The organism is Streptomyces canarius, from assembly GCF_014650735.1.
Lineage (GTDB): Bacteria > Actinomycetota > Actinomycetes > Streptomycetales > Streptomycetaceae > Streptomyces > Streptomyces olivaceoviridis.
This window is the reverse complement of sequence record NZ_BMVN01000002.1, coordinates 323,551-347,301: the sequence shown is the minus strand read 5'-3', so window position 1 is coordinate 347,301 and position 23,751 is coordinate 323,551. Positions and strand designations below refer to the sequence as shown.

General features: G+C 72.4%; 20 protein-coding genes and 1 tRNA gene. 10 read left to right on the top strand and 11 right to left on the bottom strand.

The genetic code is table 11. The features are described 5' to 3' along the window. Window positions 1–2: 2 nt before the first annotated feature. From polX to IE294_RS04045, 4 genes are all read right to left on the bottom strand, one after another. A complete protein-coding gene (gene polX, locus IE294_RS04060) occupies window positions 3–1,730 on the bottom strand; it encodes a DNA polymerase/3'-5' exonuclease PolX (RefSeq protein ID WP_189882316.1) in 1,728 nt (575 codons plus the stop codon). A gap of 9 nt (window positions 1,731–1,739) precedes the next feature. Next, window positions 1,740–5,048 (bottom strand): P-loop NTPase family protein, encoded by a 3,309-nt coding sequence (locus IE294_RS04055; protein ID WP_189882314.1) that lies wholly within the window; start codon window positions 5,046–5,048, stop codon window positions 1,740–1,742. Window positions 5,049–5,167: 119 nt separating this feature from the next. Next, the gene (locus IE294_RS04050) at window positions 5,168–5,521 is read right to left on the bottom strand and encodes a hypothetical protein (protein WP_189882312.1); all 354 of its coding nucleotides are present in this window, start codon (window positions 5,519–5,521) and stop codon (window positions 5,168–5,170) included. Between the two features lie 115 nt (window positions 5,522–5,636). Beyond that, window positions 5,637–5,724 (bottom strand) — tRNA-Leu (locus IE294_RS04045). A 213-nt stretch (window positions 5,725–5,937) separates the two neighbouring features. Between IE294_RS04045 and IE294_RS04040 the strand changes: the two genes are divergently transcribed. The 3 genes from IE294_RS04040 to IE294_RS49295 all read left to right on the top strand — a co-directional run bounded on the left by IE294_RS04040 (window position 5,938) and on the right by IE294_RS49295 (window position 8,574). Beyond that, on the top strand, window positions 5,938–7,263 hold the full coding sequence (locus tag IE294_RS04040) for a M20/M25/M40 family metallo-hydrolase (RefSeq protein WP_189882310.1): 1,326 nt from the start codon (window positions 5,938–5,940) through the stop codon (window positions 7,261–7,263). Between the two features lie 163 nt (window positions 7,264–7,426). Then, window positions 7,427–7,660 carry a chaplin ChpH gene (gene chpH / locus IE294_RS04035; RefSeq protein WP_014671723.1) on the top strand — a complete coding sequence of 78 codons (234 nt, stop codon included), beginning with the start codon at window positions 7,427–7,429 and terminating at the stop codon, window positions 7,658–7,660. Window positions 7,661–7,776: 116 nt separating this feature from the next. Next, window positions 7,777–8,574 (top strand): chaplin, encoded by a 798-nt coding sequence (locus IE294_RS49295; RefSeq protein ID WP_229917012.1) that lies wholly within the window; start codon window positions 7,777–7,779, stop codon window positions 8,572–8,574. Between the two features lie 76 nt (window positions 8,575–8,650). Here the strand turns inward: IE294_RS49295 and IE294_RS04025 are convergent, their stop codons facing one another. Next, window positions 8,651–8,839 (bottom strand): DUF5703 family protein, encoded by a 189-nt coding sequence (locus IE294_RS04025; protein ID WP_005485166.1) that lies wholly within the window; start codon window positions 8,837–8,839, stop codon window positions 8,651–8,653. Between the two features lie 47 nt (window positions 8,840–8,886). On the opposite strand from IE294_RS04025, the gene IE294_RS04020 reads away from it, so the two are divergent. Next, window positions 8,887–9,594, top strand: a complete 708-nt coding sequence (locus IE294_RS04020) for a hypothetical protein (protein WP_189882308.1) — start codon at window positions 8,887–8,889, stop codon at window positions 9,592–9,594. Window positions 9,595–9,738: 144 nt separating this feature from the next. Here IE294_RS04020 and IE294_RS04015 read toward each other — a convergent pair whose 3' ends face one another. Next, on the bottom strand, window positions 9,739–12,165 hold the full coding sequence (locus tag IE294_RS04015; RefSeq protein ID WP_189882306.1) for a helix-hairpin-helix domain-containing protein: 2,427 nt from the start codon (window positions 12,163–12,165) through the stop codon (window positions 9,739–9,741). Next, window positions 12,162–13,145, bottom strand: coding sequence for an aldo/keto reductase (locus tag IE294_RS04010; protein WP_189882304.1), 984 nt, complete (start codon window positions 13,143–13,145; stop codon window positions 12,162–12,164). Before IE294_RS04010 ends, IE294_RS04015 begins: the two co-directional genes overlap by 4 nt. 232 nt (window positions 13,146–13,377) lie before the next feature. Between IE294_RS04010 and IE294_RS04005 the strand changes: the two genes are divergently transcribed. Together IE294_RS04005 and IE294_RS04000 are read left to right on the top strand one after the other, a co-directional pair. After that, window positions 13,378–14,433 carry an LLM class F420-dependent oxidoreductase gene (locus tag IE294_RS04005; protein WP_189882302.1) on the top strand — a complete coding sequence of 352 codons (1,056 nt, stop codon included), beginning with the start codon at window positions 13,378–13,380 and terminating at the stop codon, window positions 14,431–14,433. A gap of 278 nt (window positions 14,434–14,711) precedes the next feature. After that, complete coding sequence (locus IE294_RS04000; protein ID WP_189882300.1) at window positions 14,712–15,500, top strand: ferritin-like domain-containing protein; 789 nt, start codon at window positions 14,712–14,714, stop codon at window positions 15,498–15,500. A 7-nt stretch (window positions 15,501–15,507) separates the two neighbouring features. Here IE294_RS04000 and corA read toward each other — a convergent pair whose 3' ends face one another. Further along, window positions 15,508–16,503, bottom strand: a complete 996-nt coding sequence (gene corA / locus IE294_RS03995) for a magnesium/cobalt transporter CorA (RefSeq protein ID WP_189882298.1) — start codon at window positions 16,501–16,503, stop codon at window positions 15,508–15,510. A 62-nt stretch (window positions 16,504–16,565) separates the two neighbouring features. Here corA and IE294_RS03990 point away from each other — a divergent pair, with 62 nt between their 5' ends. The 4 genes from IE294_RS03990 to mshC all read left to right on the top strand — a co-directional run bounded on the left by IE294_RS03990 (window position 16,566) and on the right by mshC (window position 20,053). Continuing rightward, window positions 16,566–17,252, top strand: coding sequence for a histidine phosphatase family protein (locus IE294_RS03990; RefSeq protein ID WP_014671714.1), 687 nt, complete (start codon window positions 16,566–16,568; stop codon window positions 17,250–17,252). Between the two features lie 99 nt (window positions 17,253–17,351). After that, on the top strand, window positions 17,352–17,942 hold the full coding sequence (locus IE294_RS03985; protein WP_103812375.1) for a DUF3090 domain-containing protein: 591 nt from the start codon (window positions 17,352–17,354) through the stop codon (window positions 17,940–17,942). Continuing rightward, window positions 17,906–18,730 (top strand): SCO1664 family protein, encoded by an 825-nt coding sequence (locus IE294_RS03980; RefSeq protein ID WP_189882296.1) that lies wholly within the window; start codon window positions 17,906–17,908, stop codon window positions 18,728–18,730. The genes IE294_RS03985 and IE294_RS03980 overlap by 37 nt, the downstream gene beginning before the upstream one ends. 93 nt (window positions 18,731–18,823) lie before the next feature. Next, entirely contained in the window at window positions 18,824–20,053 is a 1,230-nt protein-coding gene (mshC, locus tag IE294_RS03975; protein WP_189882294.1) for a cysteine--1-D-myo-inosityl 2-amino-2-deoxy-alpha-D-glucopyranoside ligase, read from the top strand. A gap of 161 nt (window positions 20,054–20,214) precedes the next feature. Here mshC and IE294_RS03970 read toward each other — a convergent pair whose 3' ends face one another. The 3 genes from IE294_RS03970 to IE294_RS03960 form a co-directional block, all read right to left on the bottom strand. Further along, window positions 20,215–21,135, bottom strand: a complete 921-nt coding sequence (locus IE294_RS03970; RefSeq protein ID WP_189882292.1) for a PAC2 family protein — start codon at window positions 21,133–21,135, stop codon at window positions 20,215–20,217. Window positions 21,136–21,276: 141 nt separating this feature from the next. Continuing rightward, the gene (locus IE294_RS03965; RefSeq protein WP_189882289.1) at window positions 21,277–21,948 is read right to left on the bottom strand and encodes a FadR/GntR family transcriptional regulator; all 672 of its coding nucleotides are present in this window, start codon (window positions 21,946–21,948) and stop codon (window positions 21,277–21,279) included. A gap of 160 nt (window positions 21,949–22,108) precedes the next feature. Then, on the bottom strand, window positions 22,109–23,725 hold the full coding sequence (locus tag IE294_RS03960) for a glycerol-3-phosphate dehydrogenase/oxidase (RefSeq protein ID WP_189882287.1): 1,617 nt from the start codon (window positions 23,723–23,725) through the stop codon (window positions 22,109–22,111). Between the last annotated feature and the right edge of the window lie 26 nt (window positions 23,726–23,751).

Genomic DNA, 23,751 nt, shown 5'->3' with positions numbered 1-23,751 from the left:
GCTCAGGCGCGCCCGCCCTTGCGCAGGAACCTCCGCAGCCGGGTCAGCGTCCAGGTGTTGATCACGTCCTCCCCGGTGAGCCAGCCGCGCTGCGCGGTGGCCACGCCGTAGCGCAACTGCGCGAGGTGCGGGACGGAGTGCGCGTCGGTGTTCACGGCGAACTTCACCCCGTGCTCCCTGGCCCGCAGGATGTCCTCGTCCCGCAGGTCCAGCCGGTCCGGCTGGGCGTTGACCTCCAGCGCGGTGCCGGTGCGCGCGCAGGCCGCGAACACCTCGTCCCAGTCGGCGTCGACCCCCGGCCGCTTGCCGATCAGCCGGGTCGTGGGGTGCCCGATGATGTTGACGTACGGATGCTCACAGGCCCGAACCAGTCGCCGCGTCATCGCCGCCCGGCCCAGGTCGAAATGGGAGTGCAGCGAGGCCACGCACAGATCGAAGCCGGCCAGGAACTGAGCCGGCCAGTCCACCTCCCCGTCCGGACCGATGTTCAGCTCGGTGCCGTGCAGCAGCCGCATCCGGCGCCGGGTGCCGTCCAGCTCCCGCAACCGCTCCCGCTGGGCGAGGATCTTCTCGTCCGTCATGCGCTGCATGTACAGGTTGGGCGCGTGGTCGGTGACCGCGTAGTACGCGTGACCCCGCTCGGCGGCGGCCTCCACCATCGCCTCCAGCGACGCCAGGCCGTCCGTGAGATCGGTGTGCGTGTGCAGGTCGCCGCGGATGTCCCGCTCGGTCACCACCTCGGGCAGACCGTCACCCAGCGCCGCCTCGATCTCCCCGCGGTCCTCGCGCAGCGTCGGCGGGATCCACGGCAGGCCGAGCCGCGCGTACACCTCCTCCTCGGTGCGGGACGCCAGCGACTCCCCGCTCCCGGTGTCGAACACGCCGTACTCGGAGAGCTTCAGCCCCAGGTGCACGGCGATGGTCCGGGTGCGGATGTTGTGCGCCTTGGACCCGGTGAAGTACTGCAACGCGGCGCCCCACGACTCCGGCGGCACCACCCGCAGATCCAGCTGGAGCCCCTTGCCGGTGCGCACCGACGTCTTCTTCGCGCCCCGCGCGATCACCTCGGCGGTGACCGGCAGCTCGCACAGCGCGTCCATGAACGGCGCCGACCGCCGCGCCGAGACCAGCACGTCCAGGTCGCCGACGGTCTCCCGCATCCGGCGCAGCGAACCGGCGTACGCGCAGCGCTCGCAGCCCGTCACGGCGGACAGCTCGGCGGTGATCTCCTCGGCGGTGTCCAGCGCCGGCGCCAGCGGCACCCGCGCGCCCGCCCGCCGGAGCAGCTCGATCCCGTGCCGGATGTTCTCCTGCGTCTTCTCGCCGAAGCCCTTCAGATCGGCCAGCGCGTCCGCCTCGATGGCCGCGGCCAGCTCGCTCACCGAGGAGATGTGCAGGTCCTCGTAGAGCCGCAGCGCCTTCTTCGGCCCCAGGGTCGGGATCGTGATCAGCTCCCGCACCCCCGCCGGGATCTTCGCCCGGCGCTCCTCCACCACGGCCATCGTGCCCGTGCGCAGGTACTCGGCCACCTTCTCGGCGATCGACCGGCCCACGTTCGGGATCTCCCGCAGCCCGTCGGCGTCCAGCGCCGAGACGTCCACCGGATACCCGCCGATCGCCCGCGCCGCCTTCTCGTAGGCACGCGCCTTGAACGCGTCGCCTCCGGTGATCGCGATGAGATCGGCGTACTCCTGGAGGAGTGCCTCGACCTCGTCATTGCGACGGGCCACCCCTCAAGTCTAGGAAGCGGCACCGGGGTACGCAGAAGGTTCGGAAACATGCCGGTGGGGGACGCTGCCACCGGCATGCTGGTCCGCCGGCTCCCGGCCCCGGGGACGGTCGGACGACGTGGTCAGCTGCTCGTCGGCAACGGCCTGCACGACCGACGGTGCCATGAGTGCCACATCGGCCAAAGGCTCGGCCCAGCCTGTCATGGCGAGAACCCTCGCCAGCAGACGCTTGGTGTGCCGCTCCTCCGTGTGCTTCGCCAACTCCACGAAGACGCGCGCCCGCTGCTGGAGATCGGGGATCTTGTGGGCTGCCTCCTCGGCGCGTTCATGGTGTCCGAGCAGCGTGAGAATCTTCGTCAACTCGGTCAGGACGGCGGATCGCTCCCCGTGGAGCGGCAAGGTGTCGGCCAGCGACCCGATGTCTGCCGCCACGCGGAGACAGCGATCCTGGGCGCCGGCCTCGGCCAAGGCACGGGCGATTCGGACGAGGTCCTTCGCCCGCTGGTACGGGTGACGGTGCCCCTGCGCGATCAGGCCCGCCCAGTCGAGGTCGCCGAGGGTGAGGGCAAGGCTGATCAACTCGGAGTGGACCTGTTCCCGTTGGCCGGGCTGACCGATGCCGTCCGCGAGCGCCATGGCCTGGCGACCGAGCGCCCTGGTCCGCTCGACGTCTCCCATCGCCAACAGGGTGCGGGCGAGGCCGAGCAGAGCACGGCTCTGGCGGCCGGCATCGCTGGTGCCGTCACGCAGGCGCGCCTCCGCCGTCTCGGCGAGCTGACGGGCGCGGTCGCCTTGTCCCAGGAGAGCGTCAAGATGCGCTGTGCCCACGATGGCTTCGATCTGTTCCTGCGGGTCGAGGAGTGACCGGCTGATCACCTCGGCCTGTGCTCTGAGCGTGTGGGCCCGGTCGAGCGCACCATCGATCGCGTACTTCCGGGCCAGTTCGAGCAGGAGGTGGAGCCGCCTGGCGGGCGAGCGGACCTCCCTCGCGATGGCCTCTGCCAGAGCGGGCTCCTCCATGTCCACTGCCGCGACGCGCGCCACGGCGACGAGTTCCCCTTGCGAGACCGAGGCAGAGCCCGCTCTGCGCAGTTCCACGACGCACTCCGGCAAGCTGAGGGCCCCACCTTTGACGAGCTGTACCAGCGCCCAGACGCGTCTGTCCGGGACGGAGATGCTCTGTGTGAGCAGGCGGGCGAGTCCGGGGTCCCCTGCCGCCGACACCGCCATGACGACGGGGACGAGAACCGTGGCTCGCTCGGCGGGATTCTCCAGCCCTTGGGCCAGTCGTGTGGCTTCCTGAGCCAAGTCCTTGGCCCGTTCGGGCTGCCCGGCCCGCACTGCCGTACGGGCCAGAGACGACAACAGCCTGGCAGCGCTCGGCTGGGGCAGAGCATGCGCGATGGCCTCGGCTTCGGCGGAGAGGGCCTCCCATCGTGCGAGGTCTCCTGCGAGCGTGACCGTAAGGGCCAGGTTGCCCAGTGCCCGTCCCCGATGGAACGGGCTGGGGATCGTTCGCACCAGGCTCAGGGCGCGGGCGTGCTCGCCCAGACAGGCGAGGGATTCGGCCACGCTGCGGATCGCGGCTGCCCTGTGCTTGGCCGTGATGACATTGAGCGCTCCCCGTTCTGCCCGTTCGACGAGCCGGCGGGCACGGACCGAATCGCCTGTGCGCACTGCTGTCCGAACCACGTCGGACAGCGTGCTGACCTGTTGCCGTGGGTCCTCCACCAGCATGGCGACATCCTCCGCCGCGGCCAGGTCACCGGCCGAGCACAGGGCTTTGGCCACGTCTGCCAGAGCCCGCGCCCGGACGCCGGCCCGGGTGGCCGTCTCGGCCAGGGCGCGGGCCCGGACCAGATCGCCGGCGGTGAGGTACGTCTCCAGCAATGACAGCAGAGCCCGGCTGTGCCGCTCCGCGACGACGATGCCGTTCAGCAGTGCTTCGGCCCGTTCCGGTGCGCCCAAGGCCGCCCACAGCGCCGGCAGGGTCACCGGTATGTCGTCGTTCCTCGCCTTCAGCGCGTCGTGGTGCACGGCCAGGCGCGCCATGGCGAGCAGGTCCGGGTCCCCTTCGCCGAGGATCAGCTCCTGCGCGACCTTGATCTCGGCAAAGGCGGCGGCGTCACCGCCGGTCACATGGAGCATCCGATTGTGGCGCGCGGCGTCCGTGGCATGTGCGGCAACGCGGGGCAGGTCGCCGGCATCCCGCAGGGTTCGGAAGTAGCCGTGCAGCAGGTACTCCGGCGTACGGGCCGGCCAGCCGTCCGCCCTGTAGCCGTCCGCCCACCGGTGGATCCGTTCACGATCACGGGCCACGCTCACGCTGCCCAGCATCCGCAGCGCCGTGCTGCGCAGTTCGTCATGACCGAGGACGTACACCTCTTCCTTGGTCCATGTGCTCAGCAGGGACGTGAAAGTCCGGCCTGACACCGTACGGATGTGGCGCCCGACCGTGTAGGCGGACGCCCCGGTGAGTTCGGCCAGGTCTCGCTCGGTCAGGCCGCCGTCGGCGGCGGTGAGCAGACCGAGGATCTCCCGTTCCAGCCCCGGCGCCTCCGCCAGCCGCTGGAGTTCCCTTTCCGCGTCGACCCTGACGGCCTCGGCATGGGGCGACACGGACAGGTCCCTGACGACGCCCGGATCGCGCAGCGGGTGGTCGTCCGGCACGTCGGCGGGGAGGGGAGGATGGGACCGGCCGGCCACGATGACGCGGAGACCCGCTTCCGGCCGAGAGGGCAGCAGGGCCGCGATGCTGTAGGACTCCGGCCGGGCGGTCACACCGTGGTCCTCGTCCAGCCCATCCACGACCAGGACGAGACGTGTGCCCTTCTCCTGGCACACGTGGGCGGCCTCCCTGATCAGACTCAGTACATGGCCTTCGCGCGTGGCATCGGTCACCGGGGCGGGCAGGGGCTGGCCGAGGAAGGCCGCCAACTGCTCCATCACCACGTCGCAGAACCCGGTGCGATCGTTCTGGCCCGAGAACCGGCCGGTGATGAAGAAGGGCACGACGTGCACGCCCTCCGGCGGGTGCAGGACGAACCACGAGAGCAGCGCCGACTTGCCGGCCCACGCCGGCCCCCGCAGCCAGCGATACGAGTGCTCACCCGGCTCCGTGCAGAAGGCGGCCAGGGCGGCCAGTTCCTCGGCACGTCCGTGCAGGTGCTGGGGCGAGATGCGTCGTACCTGCTCGCGGTAGCCGGTTCGGGCCGCGGTGCTCGGCGCGGTGACGCGCACGCCACCCTCCACGATCAGCGCGCCGGTGACCGCCACCCCGCCGACGGCCTGAGCCTGCCCTGTGCTGGTCGCGCCCACATCCGTACGCCGCCCCCAAGCGGCTCCCTTGCCGGCCAACAGCACCCGTCCTCGTCTTCGGTTGGCGGGTCCCGGCCACAGGCCGCGCCGCCCGGTGTCGTCTGGATGAAGCGATGGTGTCAGAACTGGCGAACGCCGCTGGTGGCTTCGCCGTCATCGGCAGCATCGACTGCGCCCGAGTTCCTGACCTCGATCGTTTCGGCGCTGTTCCTGATCGAAATGACCGCCCCGGATACCGCCGACCCGGCACCCCGTGCTCTCGCGCCGCCCGTGTCCGACACCTGGACGCTCCGACGGCCGGGGACTGTCGACACGACCGCCCAGACGGCGATGCCCAGACCTGCCACCGCGACGAGGGCCGAGACGAGCGTGGCGATGTGGTCAGCCTGCCGCGGGCCGACGAGGGCGAACCCGGTCGCGAGGGCGCATACCAAGGAGCTGGTGACCAGGAGAACGGCACGCTGTGCGCTCATTGCAGCAGTATCGGGGACGTACCCTCTGCGCGTGGCCGGATCGAGGAAGAAGGCGAAGAGGAGGATGCGGCAAGCATCTACAAGTGAAGCCCCCAGTCACCTGGGAGCTTCATTGTGGTGTCCGAGGGGGGACTTGAACCCCCACGCCCGATAAAGGGCACTAGCACCTCAAGCTAGCGCGTCTGCCATTCCGCCACCCGGACAAGGTGTCTGTCGTGCGAGGTTTCCCCGGCGGGGTTTCCCTCGCGGCGACGAAGGAAACATTACCAGGCTTTCGAGGGTGGCTGATCACCCCCCGGTTCCGGGGCCGGTCGCGCGTGAACGGCGTGTGACGGGCCGGGTCCGGTCTTGGGCCCGGGGCGGCGCCGGAGAGAGGATGGCAGGGACCACCAGCAGTGACAGTGGGAGGAAGCAGCGTGAGCGAGACGGACACGGCCAGGAGCGTCACCGGCGAGGACGAGGTCGTGGACCTCTGCCGCGAGCTGATCCGGTTCGACACCAGCAACTACGGCGACCACTCCGGACCCGGCGAGCGCAAGGCCGCCGAGTGGGTCGCCGAGAAGCTCGCCGAGGTCGGGCTGGAGCCGAAGATCTACGAGTCGCACCCCGGCCGCGCCTCCACGGTGGCCCGTATCGAGGGCGAGGACCCGTCCCGGCCCGCGTTGCTCATCCACGGCCACCTGGACGTCGTACCGGCCAACGCGGTCGACTGGACCCACCACCCGTTCTCCGGCGAGATCGCCGACGGCTGCGTGTGGGGACGCGGGGCCGTCGACATGAAGGACATGGACGCCATGACGCTGGCGGTCGTGCGCGACCGGCTGCGCAGCGGGCGCCGGCCGCCGCGCGACATCGTCGTCGCCTTCCTCGCCGACGAGGAGGCCGGCGGCACGTACGGCGCCCGGTACCTGGTCGACCACCACCCCGAGCTGTTCGAGGGCGTGACCGAGGCGATCAGCGAGGTCGGCGGCTTCTCCTTCACCGTGGACGAACAGCGGCGGCTCTACCTGATCCAGACGGCCGAGAAGGGCATGCACTGGATGAAGCTGACCGTGGCCGGGACCGCCGGGCACGGCTCGATGATCCACCGCGACAACGCCATCACCGAGCTGTCCGAGGCCGTCGCCCGGGTCGGCCGGCACACGTTCCCGGTCCGAGTCACCAAGACCACCCGGGCCTTCCTCGACGAACTGGGCGACGCGCTCGGCACCGAGCTGGACCCGGAGGACATGGAATCCACCCTCGCCAAGCTCGGCGGCATCGCCAAGCTCATCGGCGCGACCCTGAGCAACACCGCCAACCCCACCCAGCTGACCGCCGGCTACAAGGTCAACGTCATCCCGGGCGAGGCCACCGCGCACATCGACGGACGGTTCCTGCCCGGCCACGAGGAGGAGTTCCTCGCCGACCTCGACCGGCTGCTCGGCCCGCGGGTCCGCCGCGAGGACGTGCACGCGGACAAGGCCGTCGAGACCACCTTCGACGGCGCCCTGGTCGAGGCCATGCAGGCCGCGCTGCTCGCCGAGGACCCGACGGCCAAGGCGATCCCGTACATGCTCTCCGGCGGCACCGACGCCAAGTCCTTCGACGACCTCGGCATCCGCGGCTTCGGCTTCGCGCCGCTGAAGCTGCCGCCGGAGCTGGACTTCGCCGGCATGTTCCACGGCGTGGACGAGCGGGTGCCGGTGGACGGCCTCCAGTTCGGCGTCCGCGTACTCGACCGGTTCATCGACGCGTCGTGAGTCCGGGCCCCCGCCCGGGGCCCGCACCGCGGTAATCGGGCAGCCGTACGAGATCGACTGAGAAGGGTGAATGCGACGATAGGCTCGTAGCTTCATCAGCCCCTCCTCGTTGCCTCTGATGTGACCCCGCGCCTTGGGGTCGCATTGCCAACTAGGAGGAAGAATGATCAAGAAGGTCGTCGCTGCTGCGGCTGCCACCGGTGGGCTGGTTCTCGCGGGCGCGGGCCTGGCCGTCGCCGACTCCGGTGCCCAGGGTGCCGCCGTGCACTCCCCGGGCGTCGTCTCCGGCAACGTCATCCAGGTGCCCGTGCACGTCCCGGTGAACGTGTGCGGCAACACGATCAACGTGATCGGGCTCCTGAACCCCGCCTTCGGCAACGCCTGCGTCAACAAGTGACACCGGCTCCCTGAGGGGCGTCTTTTACGGGCCGTCGGCCTCGGAGCGCGCGCCATGCGCTCCGAGGCCGACCGGTCTTTGAGGATCGAAGACATGGAAGGCAGGGGGGAATCAGCATGCGACAGGGCACGCGCAAGGGCCTGATGACCATGGCCGCCGCGACCGGTGTCATCGCCGCCGCGGGCGGCTACGCGCACGCCGACTCGGGCGCGGCGGGCTCCGCCGGGGGCTCGCCCGGCGTACTGTCCGGCAACACGGTGCAGGCGCCCGTGCACGCGCCGGTGAACATCTGCGGCAACACCGTGAACGTCGTCGGGCTCCTGAACCCGTCGGTGGGCAACAAGTGCGCCCACCACGGCGGCGCCCCGGGGGGTCACCACAGCGGCTCCGGCGGCTCGCACGCGGGCGGCCACACCGGCGGGTCGCCGGGCGTCGGCTCCGGCAACACCGTGCAGGTGCCGATCGACGTCCCGGTGAACGTGTGCGGCAACAGCGTCGACGTCATCGGGGTGGGCAACGCCGCGGTGGGGAACGACTGCGCCGACGATGGTGGATACGGCAATCCGCCCGGGAAGCCGGGGCACCCCGGTCACCCGGGGCACCCGGGCCACCCCGGTCAGCCGGGGAAGCCGGTGAAGCCGGGAGAGCCTGGGCATCCGGGGAAGCCCGGTGAGCCCGGTACGCCTGGCAATCCGGGCCACCCCGGCACCGGCTCCCCGACCGGCGGGGGCGGCTCCGGGACGCACGGTACGTCCCAGGTCAAGGCCCAGGTGGGCCGCTCCGGCCAGCCCCTGGGCACCGCCCAGCTCGCCCACACGGGCAGTGAGGTGCCGCTCGGCATCGCCTTGCCGGCCGGCGCGGGCGCACTGCTGGCGGGCGCGGTGCTCTACCGCAAGGCGCGCGCCGGGGCGTGAGGCGAGACGGAGCGGGCCCTGCCGAGCCGGCGGGGCCCGCTCCGTTCATCTGTGCATATTCATCCTGTGATCACGCTCACCATGTCGCGCGCACCTGGCGGATGATCCGTCGGCGCAACCGCACCCTGCGACTGCCGTCGCGCAACAGGCTCAGTCGGTCCAACTCCCAGTGTCCGTACTCGGCATGGTCCGTCAGCAGACGTGTGGCGTCCTTGCGGGACACCCCGCGAGGTACGTACACGTCGACAAATTCGTATTCCGGCATCGCATCTATTGTGCGGGCTGGTGCCCGGTACGGATAGCGTCTGCACTATGTCTGATGCTGCGCAGCCCACCGCTGCCGAGGTACGCGCCGCCGCCGAGGCCGTCAAGACCGCGCTCGACCGTCATCTCGCCGCGGTCGAACGCAGGTCGGGGGAGGACGACCCGGCCGTGTCCGAGGCGTTCAACCAGCTGGCCGCTGCCGCCGAGGCGTACGACGAACTGCTCTACGACCGCTACGACGAGGTCACGCCCTTCGAGATCCCCAGCGCGGAGGAAGCGCTGCCACCGTACGCGGGCCCGGAGGAGCCGAACGCGATCAGTGTGCTGATCCGCCGCGACTACACCGTGGCGGAACCCCAGCGGCTGCTGGCGCAGGCCCAGCGGGTCGAGGCGGCGGAGTACGACGACGTCGTGGACGAAGACGATGCCGCCGGGACGGTCCCGGGGGCGCTGGGCATCCTCTTCGGCGAGTTCGAACCGGACGAGATCGCCTCCCGGCACAAGGAGTTCGGCCTGGAGGAGGGCGACTCCACGCTCTGGGTCACCGCGGCCGAGGAGCCGACCGAGGCCGGGGAGTGGCTGGAGGCGCCCTTCGAACACATCGATCCGCAGCAGGTGGTGTGCCGGTTCGATGTGAGCGCGGTGTTCGACGACGAGGTCTCCGACGGCGAGGACGACATCGACTTCGTCGACGAAGACGAAGACGAAGACGAGGACGAGGACGGGGAGCTGGAGCCGGTCAACGCCGAGAAGTGACGGGGCGGACGTGACGGGGGCGGCGGTGCCGTGGGCCTGGGGCCGGTACGGCACCGCCGGACTCCGCCGCCGTGACTGATCGCCGGTCGCGACGGAGGAGGACGTGCGGAGGAGTCCTGCCGGGGAAGTCGCACGGACGACGACTCAGGTCGCCGGGACCTGCGTGCGCAGCAGCGTCTGAAGGCGGGTCGTGCGCGGCTTGGCCGGTACCTCCGCCACCGCCTTCGGCAGGGCCTGTTCCACGCCGTGCACGACGGACAGGTGCCGTTCCGCCCGGCCGAACGCCGTGTACACCCAGGGGCGGCTCAGGGCCTGCGCGGCATCGCCGGGCAGCACGACGACCGCCGCCGGCCAGCGGGTGGCCACCGCTTGGTGCGCGGTCAGCGCCCAGCCGTGCCGGACACTGCCCTCCACCCGCTCGCGCGGTACGACGACGGGGACGCCGGCGCACGACAGGTGCAGCCCGCCGGCGTCGGCCTTCACCACCACACCCGGCACCGTGCGCCCCGGGGCGGGGGAGTAGGCGATCCGGTCGCCGGGGTCGAAGCCGCCGAACCGGCCGGGGCCGGGGTTGAGGCGCTCCTTCAGGGCGGAGTTGAGGGCGCGCGTGCCCGCGGCGCCGCCGTGGCCCGGGGTGATCACCACGGTCTGGTCGGCCGGGACGCCGATCGCCCGCGGCACCGAGTCCGCGACCAGCTGCACCGTCCGGTGCACGGCCTCGCCCGCGTCCCGCACCGGCACGATGACGATCTCCTTGCCCGGCGCGGCGACCTGGTTCAGCTCACCGACGCCGATGCCGGAGACCAGCTCGCCGAGCGGACCGGGGTCGGGCACGCGGGAGGCGATCTGCGGGCAGGCACGGGCCGCGAGCAGGTCGGCGAAGACCCGGCCCGGACCGGCCGACCACAGCACCCCGGGGTCGCCGCTGAGCAGCAGCCGGGCCCCGTCGGGCAGCGACTCCACCAGCATCGCGGCGCTCTCCACGTCGAGCTGGGGCGCGTCCGGCACGATCAGCAGGTCGAGCTCCAGGGCGCCGTCCGCGTCGCGGCCCGGGCCCTCGGCACCGGACAGCAGCCCCGCGACCGTGCCCACGCCGTGCTCCGCCGGCTCCCCGCCCGGCCGCTCGGCCAGACGCCGGCGCCCGTCCGGGGTGTGGCAGGCGGCGAAGGCCCGCAGGCCCGCCGCACGGGCGGCACCGAGCAGCGCGGCCGGCTCGGCGCGGGCCGCCTCCCCGCCGGTGTGCAGCACCAGGCCGTGCCCGGCGACCGCGCGGGCGAGCTCGGCCGCACCGCTGGACAAGCCCGCCGCCGTAACCTCCCAGGCCTGCCCGGCCTCCTTGGCCAGGGAGTTGACCAGCCGGGCCAGGCCGTCCGCGAGGCTCTCCTCGGCCAGCGCGTACCGCTCCAGGCCGACGAGGACCCGGACCGGACGCTCCCGCTCCTCGTCGGTGTCCTCGTCGCCTGCCGGGGGCGCGGCGGCGCCGGGCTCCTCCAGGGCGTCCTGGAACACCAGTGCCTCGCCCTCGGCGAGCGCGCCCTGCACCGCCGCGTCCGGGTCCGGCACGCCCTGCTTGCCGAGCGCCGCGGTGAGCGTGGGCAGCTCCAGGGCGGTGTGCCCGGCCACGGCCGCCTGCTCCAGCAGCCAGACGGTCAGCGCCCGGCCCCGCCGCTCGTCGTCCGGGCCGCAGGCCGCGCCGAGCAGCGCGCGGGCGAAGCCGTCGGCCTGGTCCGGCCGTACGCCGCCGACCCGGAGCAACTGCCAGGGGTCCTCCCGGAGCGCGCTGTCGGCGCCCTCGCCGAGGGCCGCGGCGACCTGGGGGGCCAGCGAGTCGGGCGCGCCGCCCTCGGTCAGTACGCGGCGCACGGCGTCGACGGTCTCCGGCGCGGGGCCGCTCGGCGCGACCGGGGCGGGGGCCGGCTGGGGCCTGCGCACCGGTTCGGGGGCGGGGCGGCGCGGGGCCGGTGCGGGCTCCGCGAACACCGTGGCCACCGGCTTCTCGCCGCTCTCCACGGCCCGGACCGCCGCGAGCAGGTCGGCCGCCTTGCCGCTGAGCTTGGCGCCGCTGTCGATCGGGGCCCTCTTCTCGGCCTTGCGCCGCTCGATCCGCTCCCGCTCGACCCGCTGCGCGGCCAACTCGGCCTCGGACTCGGACAACTCGCCAGCGGCGGAGCCGCCCCCGGCATCACCGGAGCCGCCGACGGCTTCCGCCCCGGTCGAGTCCCCGCCGACGTCCTCGGCGTCCGTGTCGCCGTCGGCTTCCGCCGCGGCCGAGTCGCGGTCGGCGTCCTCCGCGTCCGAGTCCCCGCCGGCGTCCGCCCTGGCCGAGTCCCCGCCGGTGTCCTCCGCGTCCGTGTCGCCGGTGGCCTCGGCACCGCTGGAGCCGCCAATGGCATCCACGCCGTCCGAGCCGCCCGGGGCCTCGGCACCGTCCGCGTCGCCGACGGCACCCGCGTCGTCTGCGCCGGTCGTGCCCTCGGCCCTGACGGCCCCGTCGGTGCCGTGCTCCGTGGTCCCCGGTGTGTCCGGCGTCCCCGGCCCGGCTTCCTCCGTGGTCTCCGGCTCCGTGCTCACAGCGTGCTCCAGTCGTGATCGGGATAGCGGTGCACGGGCGCCGACACATCGTCCAGCGCCCGGCAGATCTCGTCAGGAAGACTAAGGGCCTCCACTGACAACGCCGCCGTGAGCTGCTGTGCGTTGCGCGCGCCGACGATCGGCGCGGCCACCCCGGGCCGGTCCCGCACCCAGGCGAGGGCCACCTGGAGCGGGGTGACCGCGAGCCCGTCGGCGGCCGTCGTCACCGCGTCCACGATGCGGGTCGCCGTGTCGTCCAGATACGGCTCCACGAACGGCGCCAGATGCTCGGAGGCGCCGCGCGAGTCCGGGGGAGTGGTGTGCCGGTACTTGCCGGTCAGCACGCCCCGGCCGAGCGGCGAGGAGGGCAGCAGGCCCATCCCGAGGTCGAGCGCGGCGGGCAGCACCTCGCGCTCCACGCCCCGCTGGAGCAGCGAGTACTCCATCTGCGTGCTGGCGAGCCGGGTCCGGACGCCGGGCGCGGCGAGCTGCCAGGTGGCCGCCTTGGCCAGCTGCCAGCCGCAGAAATTGGACACTCCCCCGTAGCGGGCCCGGCCGCTGCCGACCGCGAGGTCGAGGGCGTGGAGCGTCTCCTCCAGCGGGGTGTCGGGGTCGTAGGCGTGGATGTGCCACAGGTCGACGTAGTCGGTGCCCAGGCGGGCCAGGGAGGCGTCGAGCGCGGCGAGCAGATGGCCGCGCGAGCCGTCGAAGCGGCGGTCGGGGTCGGGCACGCTGCCCGCCTTGGTGGAGACGACCAGGTCACGGCGCGGCACCAGACCGTCCATGAGCTGCCCCAGCAGGTACTCCGCCTCCCCGTCGCCGTACACGTCCGCGGTGTCGACCAGGGTGCCGCCGGCTTCCCAGAACGCCTTCAGCATGTCCGCGGCGTCGTGCTCGTCGGTGTCCCGGCCCCAGGTGAGGGTGCCGAGTCCGATCCGGGACACGCGCAGGCCGGTCCGGCCGAGATGCCTCTGCTCCATGACCGCGAGATTACTGGCCAGAACCGGTGCGGTGGGTTGCCTGTGGACAACCCGTTCGGAGTGCTCCGGAGGGCCCGGGGACCTGCGCGACCGGCCTCCGCCGGCCCGTGGCCGGGGAACCACCGGCGCACCGCCGGGGAATCGCCGGAGCCGGGCACCCTGCCCCCGGCACCCACCCCCGCGCTAAGGTCTGCCGCACAGGGACGTTACTCATGGGTAAGGGGATTCGGCCATGCAGCTCGGGATCAACCTCGGCTACTGGGGTGCCGGAATGGACGGCGACAACCTGGCCGTGGCGCAGGAGGCCGACCGGCTGGGCTACGCGGTGTGCTGGGCCGCCGAGGCCTACGGCTCCGACGCCGCCACCGTGCTCAGCTGGGTCGCCGCGCAGACCGAGCGCATCGACGTCGGCTCGGCCATCTTCCAGATTCCGGCCCGGCAGCCCGCGATGACCGCGATGACCGCGGCCACGCTCGACTCGCTCTCCGGCGGCCGGTTCCGGCTCGGCCTCGGCGTCTCGGGCCCGCAGGTCTCCGAGGGCTGGTACGGCGTCAAGTTCGACAAGCCGCTCGCCCGCACCCGCGAGTACGTGGAGATCGTCCGCAGGGCGATGAGCCGGGAGCGGCTGACGTACGAGGGCGAGCACTGGACGCTGCCGCTGCCGGGCGGCCCGGGCAAGCCGATCAAGCTGACCGTGCACCCGCAGCGCGAGCACATCCCGCTTTACATCGCCGCGATCGGCCCGAAGAACCTGGAGCAGACCGGCGAGATCGCCGACGGCGCGCTGCTGATCTTCCCCTCCGCCGAGCACCTGGAGGAGACCACGATCACCCACCTGCGCGCCGGCCGGGAGAAGGCGGGCCTGACCCTCGACGGCTTCGACGTGTGCCCGACCCTGCCGCTCGCGGTCGGCGACGACAAGGACGTGCCCCGGCTCGCGGACACCTTCAGGCCGTACACCGCGCTCTACGTGGGCGGCATGGGCAGCGCCAAGCAGAACTTCTACAACAGGCTCGCGCAGCGCATGGGGTACGAGAAGGAGGCCGCCGAGATCCAGCAGACGTACCTGTCCGGGGACAAGCAGGGCGCCGCCGCCGCGATCCCGCACGACCTCATCGACAAGACCACGCTGCTGGGTTCGGTGGACCGCATCGCCGACCGGATGAAGGCGTACGCCGCCGCCGGGGTCACCACCCTCAGCCTGGCCCCGGCCGGCTTCACGCTGGAGGAGCGGATCGCCTCCCTGCGGGCCGGCAGCGAGGCCCTGGAGCGCGCCGGGCTCGCGTAAGGGATGTCAGCGGCCGTGGTGGGGGCTCGGGGGTCTTCCCCGCCACGGCCGTCACCGAGAACAACGCGCTCGCCACCGCCCGGTTACGACCGCGCCCCCTTCTTTCCCGGCTCCAGCGGCACCCGCCCCGTCCCGGCTCCAGCGGCACGCCCTCACCGCCCCCCGTTCGGGCCAGTGCGCCCGTACCCCTGTTGCGGCCCCCTCCCCGCCGCACTTGACTCGTTCTTCGCGGGATCCGTTCTCGCGGAGTCCGGCGGAGCTGCGGAGAGGGGTCTGCCATGCTGTCGGCCAGGAGCCTGTTCCAGGAGATCCTCGACAACGACGAGTCCTTCCGGCTCTTCTGCTCCATCGCCGCCGGCGGGGAGGCCCAGGGCGGCTGGGAGAACGGGCGGATCGCCGCGCTGGTGCCGGAGGGCGAACGCGCGCTGGCCCCGAAGATCGCCCGGCACGGCGCCGACGAGGACAAGCACGGGCGCGTCTTCACCGCCCTGCTGAAGAAGCGCGGCCTCACCCCCGTCCCCGTCCCGCCCGGGACCGACTACACGATGCTCCTGGAGCGGCACGGCATCGGCCTCGCCCACGACAAGCTCCGCCGGGACGAGCCGCTGACCGTGCGGGACGTCATCGTCTACCTCGCGCACAGCCGGGTCACCGAACAGCGCGCCGCCGAACAGCTGGGACTGCTCCGGACGCACTTCGCCGACCACCCGGAGATCGGCAAGGCCGTCCGCATGATCTCCGACGACGAGGACAGGCACCTCGCCTACACCCACGAGGAACTGCTGCGCCTCGCCGCCGCCGGGCACGGCCGGCTGATCCAGCGCACCCTGCGCGCGTGCGCGCTCACCGAGATCCGCGTCCACCGGGACGTCAGCCTCGCCGTCATGGCCCACATGGGCCGCATCCTCCGCTGGCCGAAGGCCAGGTCCGCGCTGCTCGCGGCCGGCATCCACGCCCTGTACGCCTACGAGCGCCTCGCCGGCTGGCACCGCATGGTCACCCTCGCCATGCCCGAGCGCCGCGACGCCCTCGGCGGACCGGCGGCACCCGCCGCCGAGTTCGCCTGAGCCGCGCTCACAGCCAGCCGCGCCGCTTGAACTGCCGGTACAGCAGCACCTCCAGCACGGCCATCACCACGATCACCGCCGGATACGACCACAGCCAGTGCAGCTCGGGCATGTGGTCGAAGTTCATGCCGTAGATGCCCGCGATCATCGTGGGGACCGCGGCCATCGCCGCCCACGCGGAGATCTTCCGCATGTCGTCGTTCTGCCGCACGCTCATCTGCGCCAGGTGGGCGGAGAGGATGTCCGACACCAGCCGGTCCAGGGCCTCCACGGACTCGTTCACGCGCGTGAGGTGGTCGCCCACGTCCCGGAAGAACGGCCGCGACGTGTCGTGCACGAAGGGCACCGTGCCGCCCATCGGCCCGTTGCCGGCCAGCCGGGCCAGCGGTAGCGCCAGCGGCCCGGTGGCCCGGCGGAACTCCAGGACCTGCCGCTTGAAGGTGTAGATCCGGGACGCGGTGTTGCGGGAACCGCCGGTCTCCGGCTGGAACACCTCCGCCTCCAGCTCGTCCAGGTCGGTCTGGAGCTCCGTCGCCACCTCCAGGTAGTGGTCGACGGTGGCGTCCGCGATGGCGTACAGCACGGCGGTGGGGCCCTTGTCGAGCATCTCCGGCTCCTCCTCCAGCCGGTGCCGCACCGCCGCCAGCGGCGAGCACTCGCCGTGCCGGACGGTCACCACGAAACAGTCGCCGATGAAGACCATCACCTCGCCGGCGGAGACCGCGTCGCTCTCGGGCTCGTACACGACCGGTTTCAGCACCATGAACAGCGAGTCGTCGTACACCTCCAGCTTGGGCCGCTGATGTGCCTTGAGGGCGTCCTCCACGGCCAGCGGATGCAGTCCGAACTCCTGGGTGACCAGGTCGAACTCCTGCTCGGACGGCTCGTGCAGCCCGATCCACACGAAGCCGCCGGCCGCCCGCGCCTCGGCGAGCGCGTCGGACAGGTCCTCCGGCCCCTCGGTGCGGTGCCCGTGCCGATAGATGGCGCAGTCCACGATCACGCCGCGTATTCTCCCTTCGCCCAGCCGCCGGCGCACGCCTCCGTGCGCCTACCCTGGTCCGCATGCCCACGCTGATCCTCGTCAGGCACGGACGTTCCACCGCCAACACCTCGGGTGTGCTCGCCGGGCGGACGCCCGGCGTCGCCCTGGACGAGCGCGGCGCCGCGCAGGCCGCCGCACTGCCCGCACGGCTCGCCGGCCTGCCGCTCGCCGAGGTCGTCACCAGCCCGCTCCAGCGCTGCCAGGAGACCGTACAACCCCTGCTGGAGGCCCGTCCCGGCCTGTCCGCCCACACCGAGGAGCGGATCGGGGAGTGCGACTACGGCGACTGGTCCGGCCGCAAGCTCGCCGAGCTGAAGGACGAGCCGCTGATGGAGGTCGTCCAGGCCCACCCGTCCGCCGCCGCCTTCCCCGGCGGGGAGTCCATGCGGGCCATGCAGACCCGCGCCGCCGAGGCCGTACGCGAGTGGAACGCGCGCGTGGAGCGCGAGCACGGCGCCGACGCCGTCTACCTGATGTGCTCCCACGGCGACATCATCAAGGCGCTCGTCGCCGACGCCCTCGGTCTTCACCTCGATCTCTTCCAGCGGATCTCCGTGGAGCCCTGTTCCGTCACCGCCATCCGCTACACCCGCCTGCGGCCCTTCCTGGTCCGCCTCGGCGACACCGGCGACTTCGCCTCACTCGCCCCGCGCGAGGAACCCGGCGAGGGCGACGCACCGGTCGGGGGTGGTGCGGGCGCACCGTGATCGTCGGCCGCAGTAGGGTGAAGCGACCCACCCCAACGCGTGTCCGCACGGCCCGCACCGCTGAAACGCTCGAAACCACGACATCAATGGAGACAGGACGTGTCCCGTCAGGTGTTCCTCTACGACCAGCCGGACCGCTTCGTGGCCGGCACGGTCGGACTGCCCGGGCGCCGTACCTTCTTCCTCCAGGCCACCGCAGGCCCCCGGGTGACCAGCGTGGTCCTGGAGAAGACCCAGGTCGCCGCGCTCGCCGAGCGCATGGACGAACTGCTCGACGAGGTCGTACGCCGTAGTGGCGGCAGTGCCGCGGTCCCGGCCGTGGCCCCCTCCGAGATCGCCGACACCGCGCCGCTGGAGACCCCCATCGAGGAGGAGTTCCGCGTCGGCACCATGGCCCTGGCCTGGGACGGCGAGGAACAGCGCATGATCGTCGAGGCGCAGGCCCTGGTGGAGCTGGAGGCCGACACCGAGGAGGACCTGGCCGAGGCCGAGGAGCGGTTGCTCCAGGACGAGGAGAACGGACCCCCGATGCTGCGGGTCCGGCTGACCGGCGCGCAGGCCCGGGCCTTCGCCAAGCGCGCCCTGGACATCGTCAACGCCGGGCGGCCACCGTGCCCGCTGTGCAGCCTCCCGCTCGATCCGGAAGGACATGTATGTCCGCGCCAGAACGGATACCGCCGCGGAGCGTGACGGCCGATCCGAACCCCGCCGAGCTGCTCGCGCGGGGTGAGCTGACCGTGCGCGGCCGGATCCGCGAGGCGTCCAACGCGGCGCTGTTCTGCACGGTCGCCCTGGACGGCCGGGAAGCCTCCTGCGTGTACAAGCCGGTGGCCGGGGAACGCCCCCTGTGGGACTTCCCCGACGGCACCCTCGCCGGCCGCGAGGTGGCCGCCTACGAGGTCTCCGAGGCCACCGGCTGGGGGCTCGTGCCGCCCACCGTGCTGCGCGCCGGGCCGTACGGCGAGGGCATGTGCCAGCTGTGGATCGACGTCCACCCCGAGGCGGAGCTGCTCGCCCTGGTCGACGGGGGGGAGCCGGAGCCGGGCTGGAAGGCGATCGGGTTCGCCGAGGTCGGCGAGGACCGCACCGCCCTGCTGGTGCACGCCGACGACGAGCGGCTTCGCCGGCTCGCCGTCCTGGACGCGGTGATCAACAACGCCGACCGCAAGGGCGGCCACCTGCTGCCCACCGCCGAGGGCCGGCTGTACGGCATCGACCACGGCGTCACCTTCAACGTCGAGAACAAGCTGCGCACCCTGCTGTGGGGCTGGGCCGGGGAACCCCTCACCGCGGAGGCCGTCGACGTCCTGAAGGGGCTGCGGGACGGCCTGGAGGGCGAACTGGGCCGCCGGCTGGCCGCACTGATCACGGCCGCCGAGATCGACGCCACACGCGCGCGTGTCGACGCGCTGCTCACCTCGGGCCTGCACCCGGAGCCGAGCGGGGAGTGGCCCGCCATCCCCTGGCCGCCCGTGTGAGCACATCCGGCGCCGAGGTACAAGACCGCGGAACCGGCCATCCAGCCCGATCCCGTTCGTATACGCAGCTCGGCGCCGGTTAGGCTCATGTACATGCATGCCTGGCCCGCTTCCGAGGTCCCCGCCCTGCCTGGTCAGGGCCGCGACCTGAGGATCCACGACACCGCGACCGGCGGCCTCGTCACCCTCGACCCCGGTCCCGTCGCCCGCATCTACGTCTGCGGCATCACGCCGTACGACGCGACCCACATGGGTCATGCGGCGACCTACAACGCGTTCGACCTGGTTCAGCGCGTGTGGCTCGACACCAAGCGGCAGGTCCACTACGTCCAGAACGTCACCGACGTCGACGATCCGCTGCTGGAGCGGGCGGACCGGGACGGCGTCGACTGGGTCGCCCTCGCCGAGAAGGAGACCGCCCTCTTCCGCGAGGACATGACCGCCCTGCGGATGCTCCCGCCGCGGCACTACATAGGCGCCGTCGAGGCGATACCCGGCATCGTCCCGCTCGTGGAGCGGCTGCGCGACCTCGGCGCGGCCTACGAGCTGGAGGGTGACATCTACTTCTCCGTCGAGTCCGACCCGAACTTCGGCAAGGTCTCGAACCTGGACGCCGCCGCCATGCGGCTGCTGTCCGCCGAACGCGGCGGCGACCCGGACCGCCCGGGCAAGAAGAACCCGGTCGACCCGATGCTGTGGATGGCGGCCCGGCCCGGCGAGCCCAGCTGGGACGGCGGTTCCCTCGGCCGGGGCCGGCCCGGCTGGCACATCGAGTGCGTGGCCATCGCCCTCGACCACCTCGGCATGGGCTTCGACGTCCAGGGCGGCGGCTCCGACCTCGCCTTCCCGCACCACGAGATGGGCGCCTCGCACGCCCAGGTGCTCACCGGCGAGTTCCCCATGGCCCAGGCGTACGTGCACGCCGGCATGGTCGCCCTGGACGGCGAGAAGATGTCGAAGTCCAAGGGCAACCTGGTCTTCGTCTCCGCGCTGCGCCGTGACGGCGTCGACCCCGCCGCCATCCGCCTCGCGCTGCTGGCCCACCACTACCGCGCCGACTGGGAGTGGACCGACCAGGTCCTCCAGGACGCCGTCGCCCGTCTCACCCGCTGGCGCGCGGCCGTCTCCCGCCCCGACGGCCCCTCCGCCGACGCGCTGGTGGAAGAGGTCCGCGAGGCCCTGGCGAACGACCTGGACGCTCCCGCCGCACTCGCCGCCGTCGACCGCTGGGCGGCCCGCCAGGAGCAGGAGGGCGGCACCGACACCGGCGCCCCCGGCCTGGTGACGCGCGCGGTGGACGCGCTGCTGGGAGTGGCTCTCTGAGCACCACGACGGGCAGCCTCCCGTCGGGGGCGCGGGGGAACCGTGCGACCAGCCGCAACGGACCCCCGGACGCCCGACGGCCCCCGAGCGGGACCACCTGAGGCGTCGGCACCACGAAGAAGGGGCGCTTCCCGTGAGGGAACCGCCCCTTCGCCGTACTCTCAGTCCTCCGGGTTGTCCTCGTCCTCGTCCTTGGTCATGCCCCCGGCCGCCGGAGGCCGCGGCTTCCCGCCCGGAGGGCCCACGTCCCGGCGCCGCAGGTACCGCTCGAACTCCCGGGCGATCGCCTCACCGGACGCCTCCGGCAGCTCCGCGGTGTCCCGGGCCTCCTCCAGCGTCTGCACGTACTCGGCGACCTCGCTGTCCTCGGCGGCGAGCTGGTCCACGCCCACCTGCCAGGCCCGCGCGTCCTCGGGCAGCTCGCCCTGCGGGATGCGCAGGTCGAGCAGGTCCTCCAGGCGGTTCAGCAGCGCCAGTGTCGCCTTCGGGTTGGGCGGCTGGGAGACGTAGTGCGGTACGGCCGCCCACAGCGAGACCGCCGGGACGCCCGCGTGCGTGCACGCCTCCTGGAGCACACCGACGATGCCCGTCGGCCCCTCGTACTTGGTCTCCTCCAGGTCCATCCGGCGGGCCAGGTCGGGGTCGGACGTGACCCCGCTGACCGGCACCGGACGCGTGTGCGGGGTGTCCCCGAGCAGGGCACCCAGGATGACCACCAGCTCCACTCCGAGCTCGTGCGCGAAACCCAGCAGCTCGTTGCAGAACGAACGCCAGCGCATGGACGGTTCGATGCCCCGGACCAGCACCAGGTCGCGCGGTTTCTCCCCGCCGACGCGGACCACCGACAACCTCGTGGTCGGCCACGTGATCTTGCGCACACCGCCGTCCATGTACACCGTGGGGCGGTTCACCTGGAAGTCGTAGTAGTCCTCGGCGTCCAGCGCCGCGAACACCTCGCCCTTCCATTCGCGTTCCAGATGCGCGACCGCCGTGGAGGCGGCGTCGCCGGCATCGTTCCAGCCCTCGAACGCGGCCACCATGACTGGGTCGATCAGCTCGGGAACCCCCTCCAGCTCGATCACCCAGTGCCTCCTTCCGACGTGCCCTCGCTTGACTCACCAACCTTACGGCGTCCGGCGGGGGCGCCCGCAGCCCCCTCGTGTGGGGGAGTGAACGGATCACTGCCCCGTTCACCACCGCGGAACACGCGCGGGCAGCCGAACTCACAGAGTGGACCGCAGCCACTGCTCCACGCTCGCGATGTGCACGGTCGCCCAGGAGCGCGCCGCCTCCGCGTCCCGGTCGCGCAGCGCGCCCAGGATCGCCCGGTGCTCGCGCAGGGTGCGGCCGACGGCGTCCTCCTGGGTGAGCCCCCGCCAGATCCGGGCCCGGGTGGTGGGCCCCGACAGCCCGTCCAGCAGCGAGCACAGCACCGAGTTCCCGGCGCTCTGCACGATGCTCCGGTGGAACTCCAGGTCGGCCGCGACCAGTTGCTCCACCGACGGCTCCGCGCCCAGCGCGTCCAACTGGGCCTCCAGCGCGTCCAGTTGCCCGGCATCGATCCGGGGGGCCGCCAGCGCGGTCGCGGCCGGCTCCAGGATGCGGCGCACGGCCAGGAACTCCAGCACGGTGTCGTCGCGGTGGAAGTCCACGACGAAGCTCATCGCCTCCAGCAGCAACTGCGGATCGAGGCTGGTGACATAGGTGCCGTCGCCCTGCCGTACGTCGAGGATCCGGATCAGCGACAGGGCGCGTACGGCCTCCCGCAGGGAGTTGCGGGACAGGCCCAGCTCGGCGGCCAGTTCACTCTCCTTCGGCAGCCGGTCGCCCGGGCGCAGCGCACCGGAGACGATCATGCCCTTGATCTTCTCGATCGCCTCGTCGGTGACTGCCACGGCCGGCCTCCTGTCGCCCCAGACATCGGATGTCGCACATTATGCGGCGGCGCCGCCGGGCCGCGGAGGGCGTTGTGGCGCACGGGGAAGCGGGAAGGGGCGGCCCCATCGGCGTGGGGCCGCCCCTCAGGTGTCCTGGACCGTCTGTGCGAGCCCGCTGCTACTTCTTGTCCAGCAGGTCCTGGACCTTGGCGCGGACCTCGTCCGTGTCCAGGCCCCGGATGGTCAGCGTGGTGCGGCGGCGCAGCACGTCGTCCGCCGTCTCGGCCCACTCGTGGTCGCGGGCCCAGACGACCTGCGCCCAGATCTCCGGGGCGTCGGGGTGGACGCGCCCGGCCAGCTCCGGGTTCTCGTTCGCCAGGCGGGCGATGTCGAAGGCCAGGGAGCCGTAGTGGGTGGCCAGGTGCCTGGCGGTGTCGGCGCCCATGCGCGGACCGGGGGCCGGACCGTCCACCAGCAGCCGGTGGGCGACCGCGCGCGGGTTGGCGACACCGGGCAGCGGCAGCTTCTTCGGCAGCGAGGAGATCGGCTCGAAGTCGTCGCCGAGCGGGTGACCCGGCAGCGCCTCCAGCTTCTTCATGATCGTCCGGCCGATGTGGCGGAACGTCGTCCACTTGCCGCCCGCGACGGACAGCATGCCGCCCCTGCCCTCGGTCACCACGGTCTCGCGCTTGGCCTTGGCGGTGTCGCCGGGACCGCCCGGCAGCACCCGCAGACCGGCGAACGCGTACGTGATGAGGTCGCGCTGGAGCTGCTGGTCCCGGACGGAGAACGCGGCCTCGTCCAGGATCTGGGATATGTCCTTCTCGGTGACCCCGACATCCGCGGGGTCGCCCTCGTACTCCTCGTCGGTGGTGCCGAGCAGCAGCATGTCCTCCCAGGGGAGGGCGAAGGTGATGCGGTACTTGTCGATGGGCGTCGCGAGCGCGGCCTTCCACGGGGACGTCCGCTTCAGGACCAGGTGCGCGCCCTTGGACAGACGGATGGAGGGCGCCGCGTTCGGGTCCTCCATCCGGCGCAGGTGGTCGACCCAGGGGCCGGTCGCGTTCAGCACCAGGCGGGCGTTGACGCCGAACTCGTCGCCGGACAGCCGGTCCCTGAGGTCGGCGCCGGTGACCCGGCCCCTGGTGAAGCGCAGCCCGGTGACCTCCGCGTGGTTGAGGACGACCGCGCCCGCCTCGACGGCCGCGCGGACCGTCATCAGCGCCATGCGGGCGTCGTTCATCTGGTCGTCGCCGTAGACGGCCACGGCCTTGAGGTTCTCGGTGCGCAGCTCGGGCACGTCCTGCGCCGCCTTGGCGGGGGAGAGCAGGTGGCCGACGCCGTCGCCGAACGCGGAGAGCGCGGAGTAGGCGAAGACGCCCGCGCCGAGCTTCGCCGCGCCGTGCGGCCCGCCCTTGTACACGGGGAGGTAGAAGGTGAGCGGGTTCGCCAGGTGGGGGGCCACCTGGCGGGAGACCGCACGGCGCTCGAAGTGGTTCTCCGCCACCAGCTTCACCGCGCCGGTCTGGAGGTAGCGCAAGCCCCCGTGGAGCAGCTTGGAGGAGGCGGAGGAGGTGGCGCCGGCGAAGTCGCCGGCGTCGACCAGCGCCACCCTGAGGCCGGACTGCGCGGCGTGCCAGGCGGTGGAGATGCCCAGGATGCCGCCGCCGATCACAAGAAGGTCGTACGACGCCTTGGCGAGCTGCTCCCTGGTCTCGGCCCGGCTCGGGTTGGAACCGGAAGCCGGGTGCGTTCCCAGGGCGGGCACGGTCTGCAGGGTGGACTGACTGGTCATGTCGGGTACTTACTCCTCGTCAGAGA

Coding starts and splice junctions, on each gene's coding strand:
- IE294_RS04050 (WP_189882312.1), bottom strand. CDS start 5,521: ATGAGCGCACAGCGTGCCGTTCTCCTGGTCACCAGCTCCTTGGTATGC.
- chpH (WP_014671723.1), top strand. CDS start 7,427: ATGATCAAGAAGGTCGTCGCTGCTGCGGCTGCCACCGGTGGGCTGGTT.
- IE294_RS49295 (WP_229917012.1), top strand. CDS start 7,777: ATGCGACAGGGCACGCGCAAGGGCCTGATGACCATGGCCGCCGCGACC.
- IE294_RS04025 (WP_005485166.1), bottom strand. CDS start 8,839: ATGCCGGAATACGAATTTGTCGACGTGTACGTACCTCGCGGGGTGTCC.
- IE294_RS04020 (WP_189882308.1), top strand. CDS start 8,887: ATGTCTGATGCTGCGCAGCCCACCGCTGCCGAGGTACGCGCCGCCGCC.
- IE294_RS04010 (WP_189882304.1), bottom strand. CDS start 13,145: ATGGAGCAGAGGCATCTCGGCCGGACCGGCCTGCGCGTGTCCCGGATC.
- IE294_RS04005 (WP_189882302.1), top strand. CDS start 13,378: ATGCAGCTCGGGATCAACCTCGGCTACTGGGGTGCCGGAATGGACGGC.
- IE294_RS04000 (WP_189882300.1), top strand. CDS start 14,712: ATGCTGTCGGCCAGGAGCCTGTTCCAGGAGATCCTCGACAACGACGAG.
- IE294_RS03990 (WP_014671714.1), top strand. CDS start 16,566: ATGCCCACGCTGATCCTCGTCAGGCACGGACGTTCCACCGCCAACACC.
- IE294_RS03980 (WP_189882296.1), top strand. CDS start 17,906: ATGTCCGCGCCAGAACGGATACCGCCGCGGAGCGTGACGGCCGATCCG.
- mshC (WP_189882294.1), top strand. CDS start 18,824: ATGCATGCCTGGCCCGCTTCCGAGGTCCCCGCCCTGCCTGGTCAGGGC.
- IE294_RS03960 (WP_189882287.1), bottom strand. CDS start 23,725: ATGACCAGTCAGTCCACCCTGCAGACCGTGCCCGCCCTGGGAACGCAC.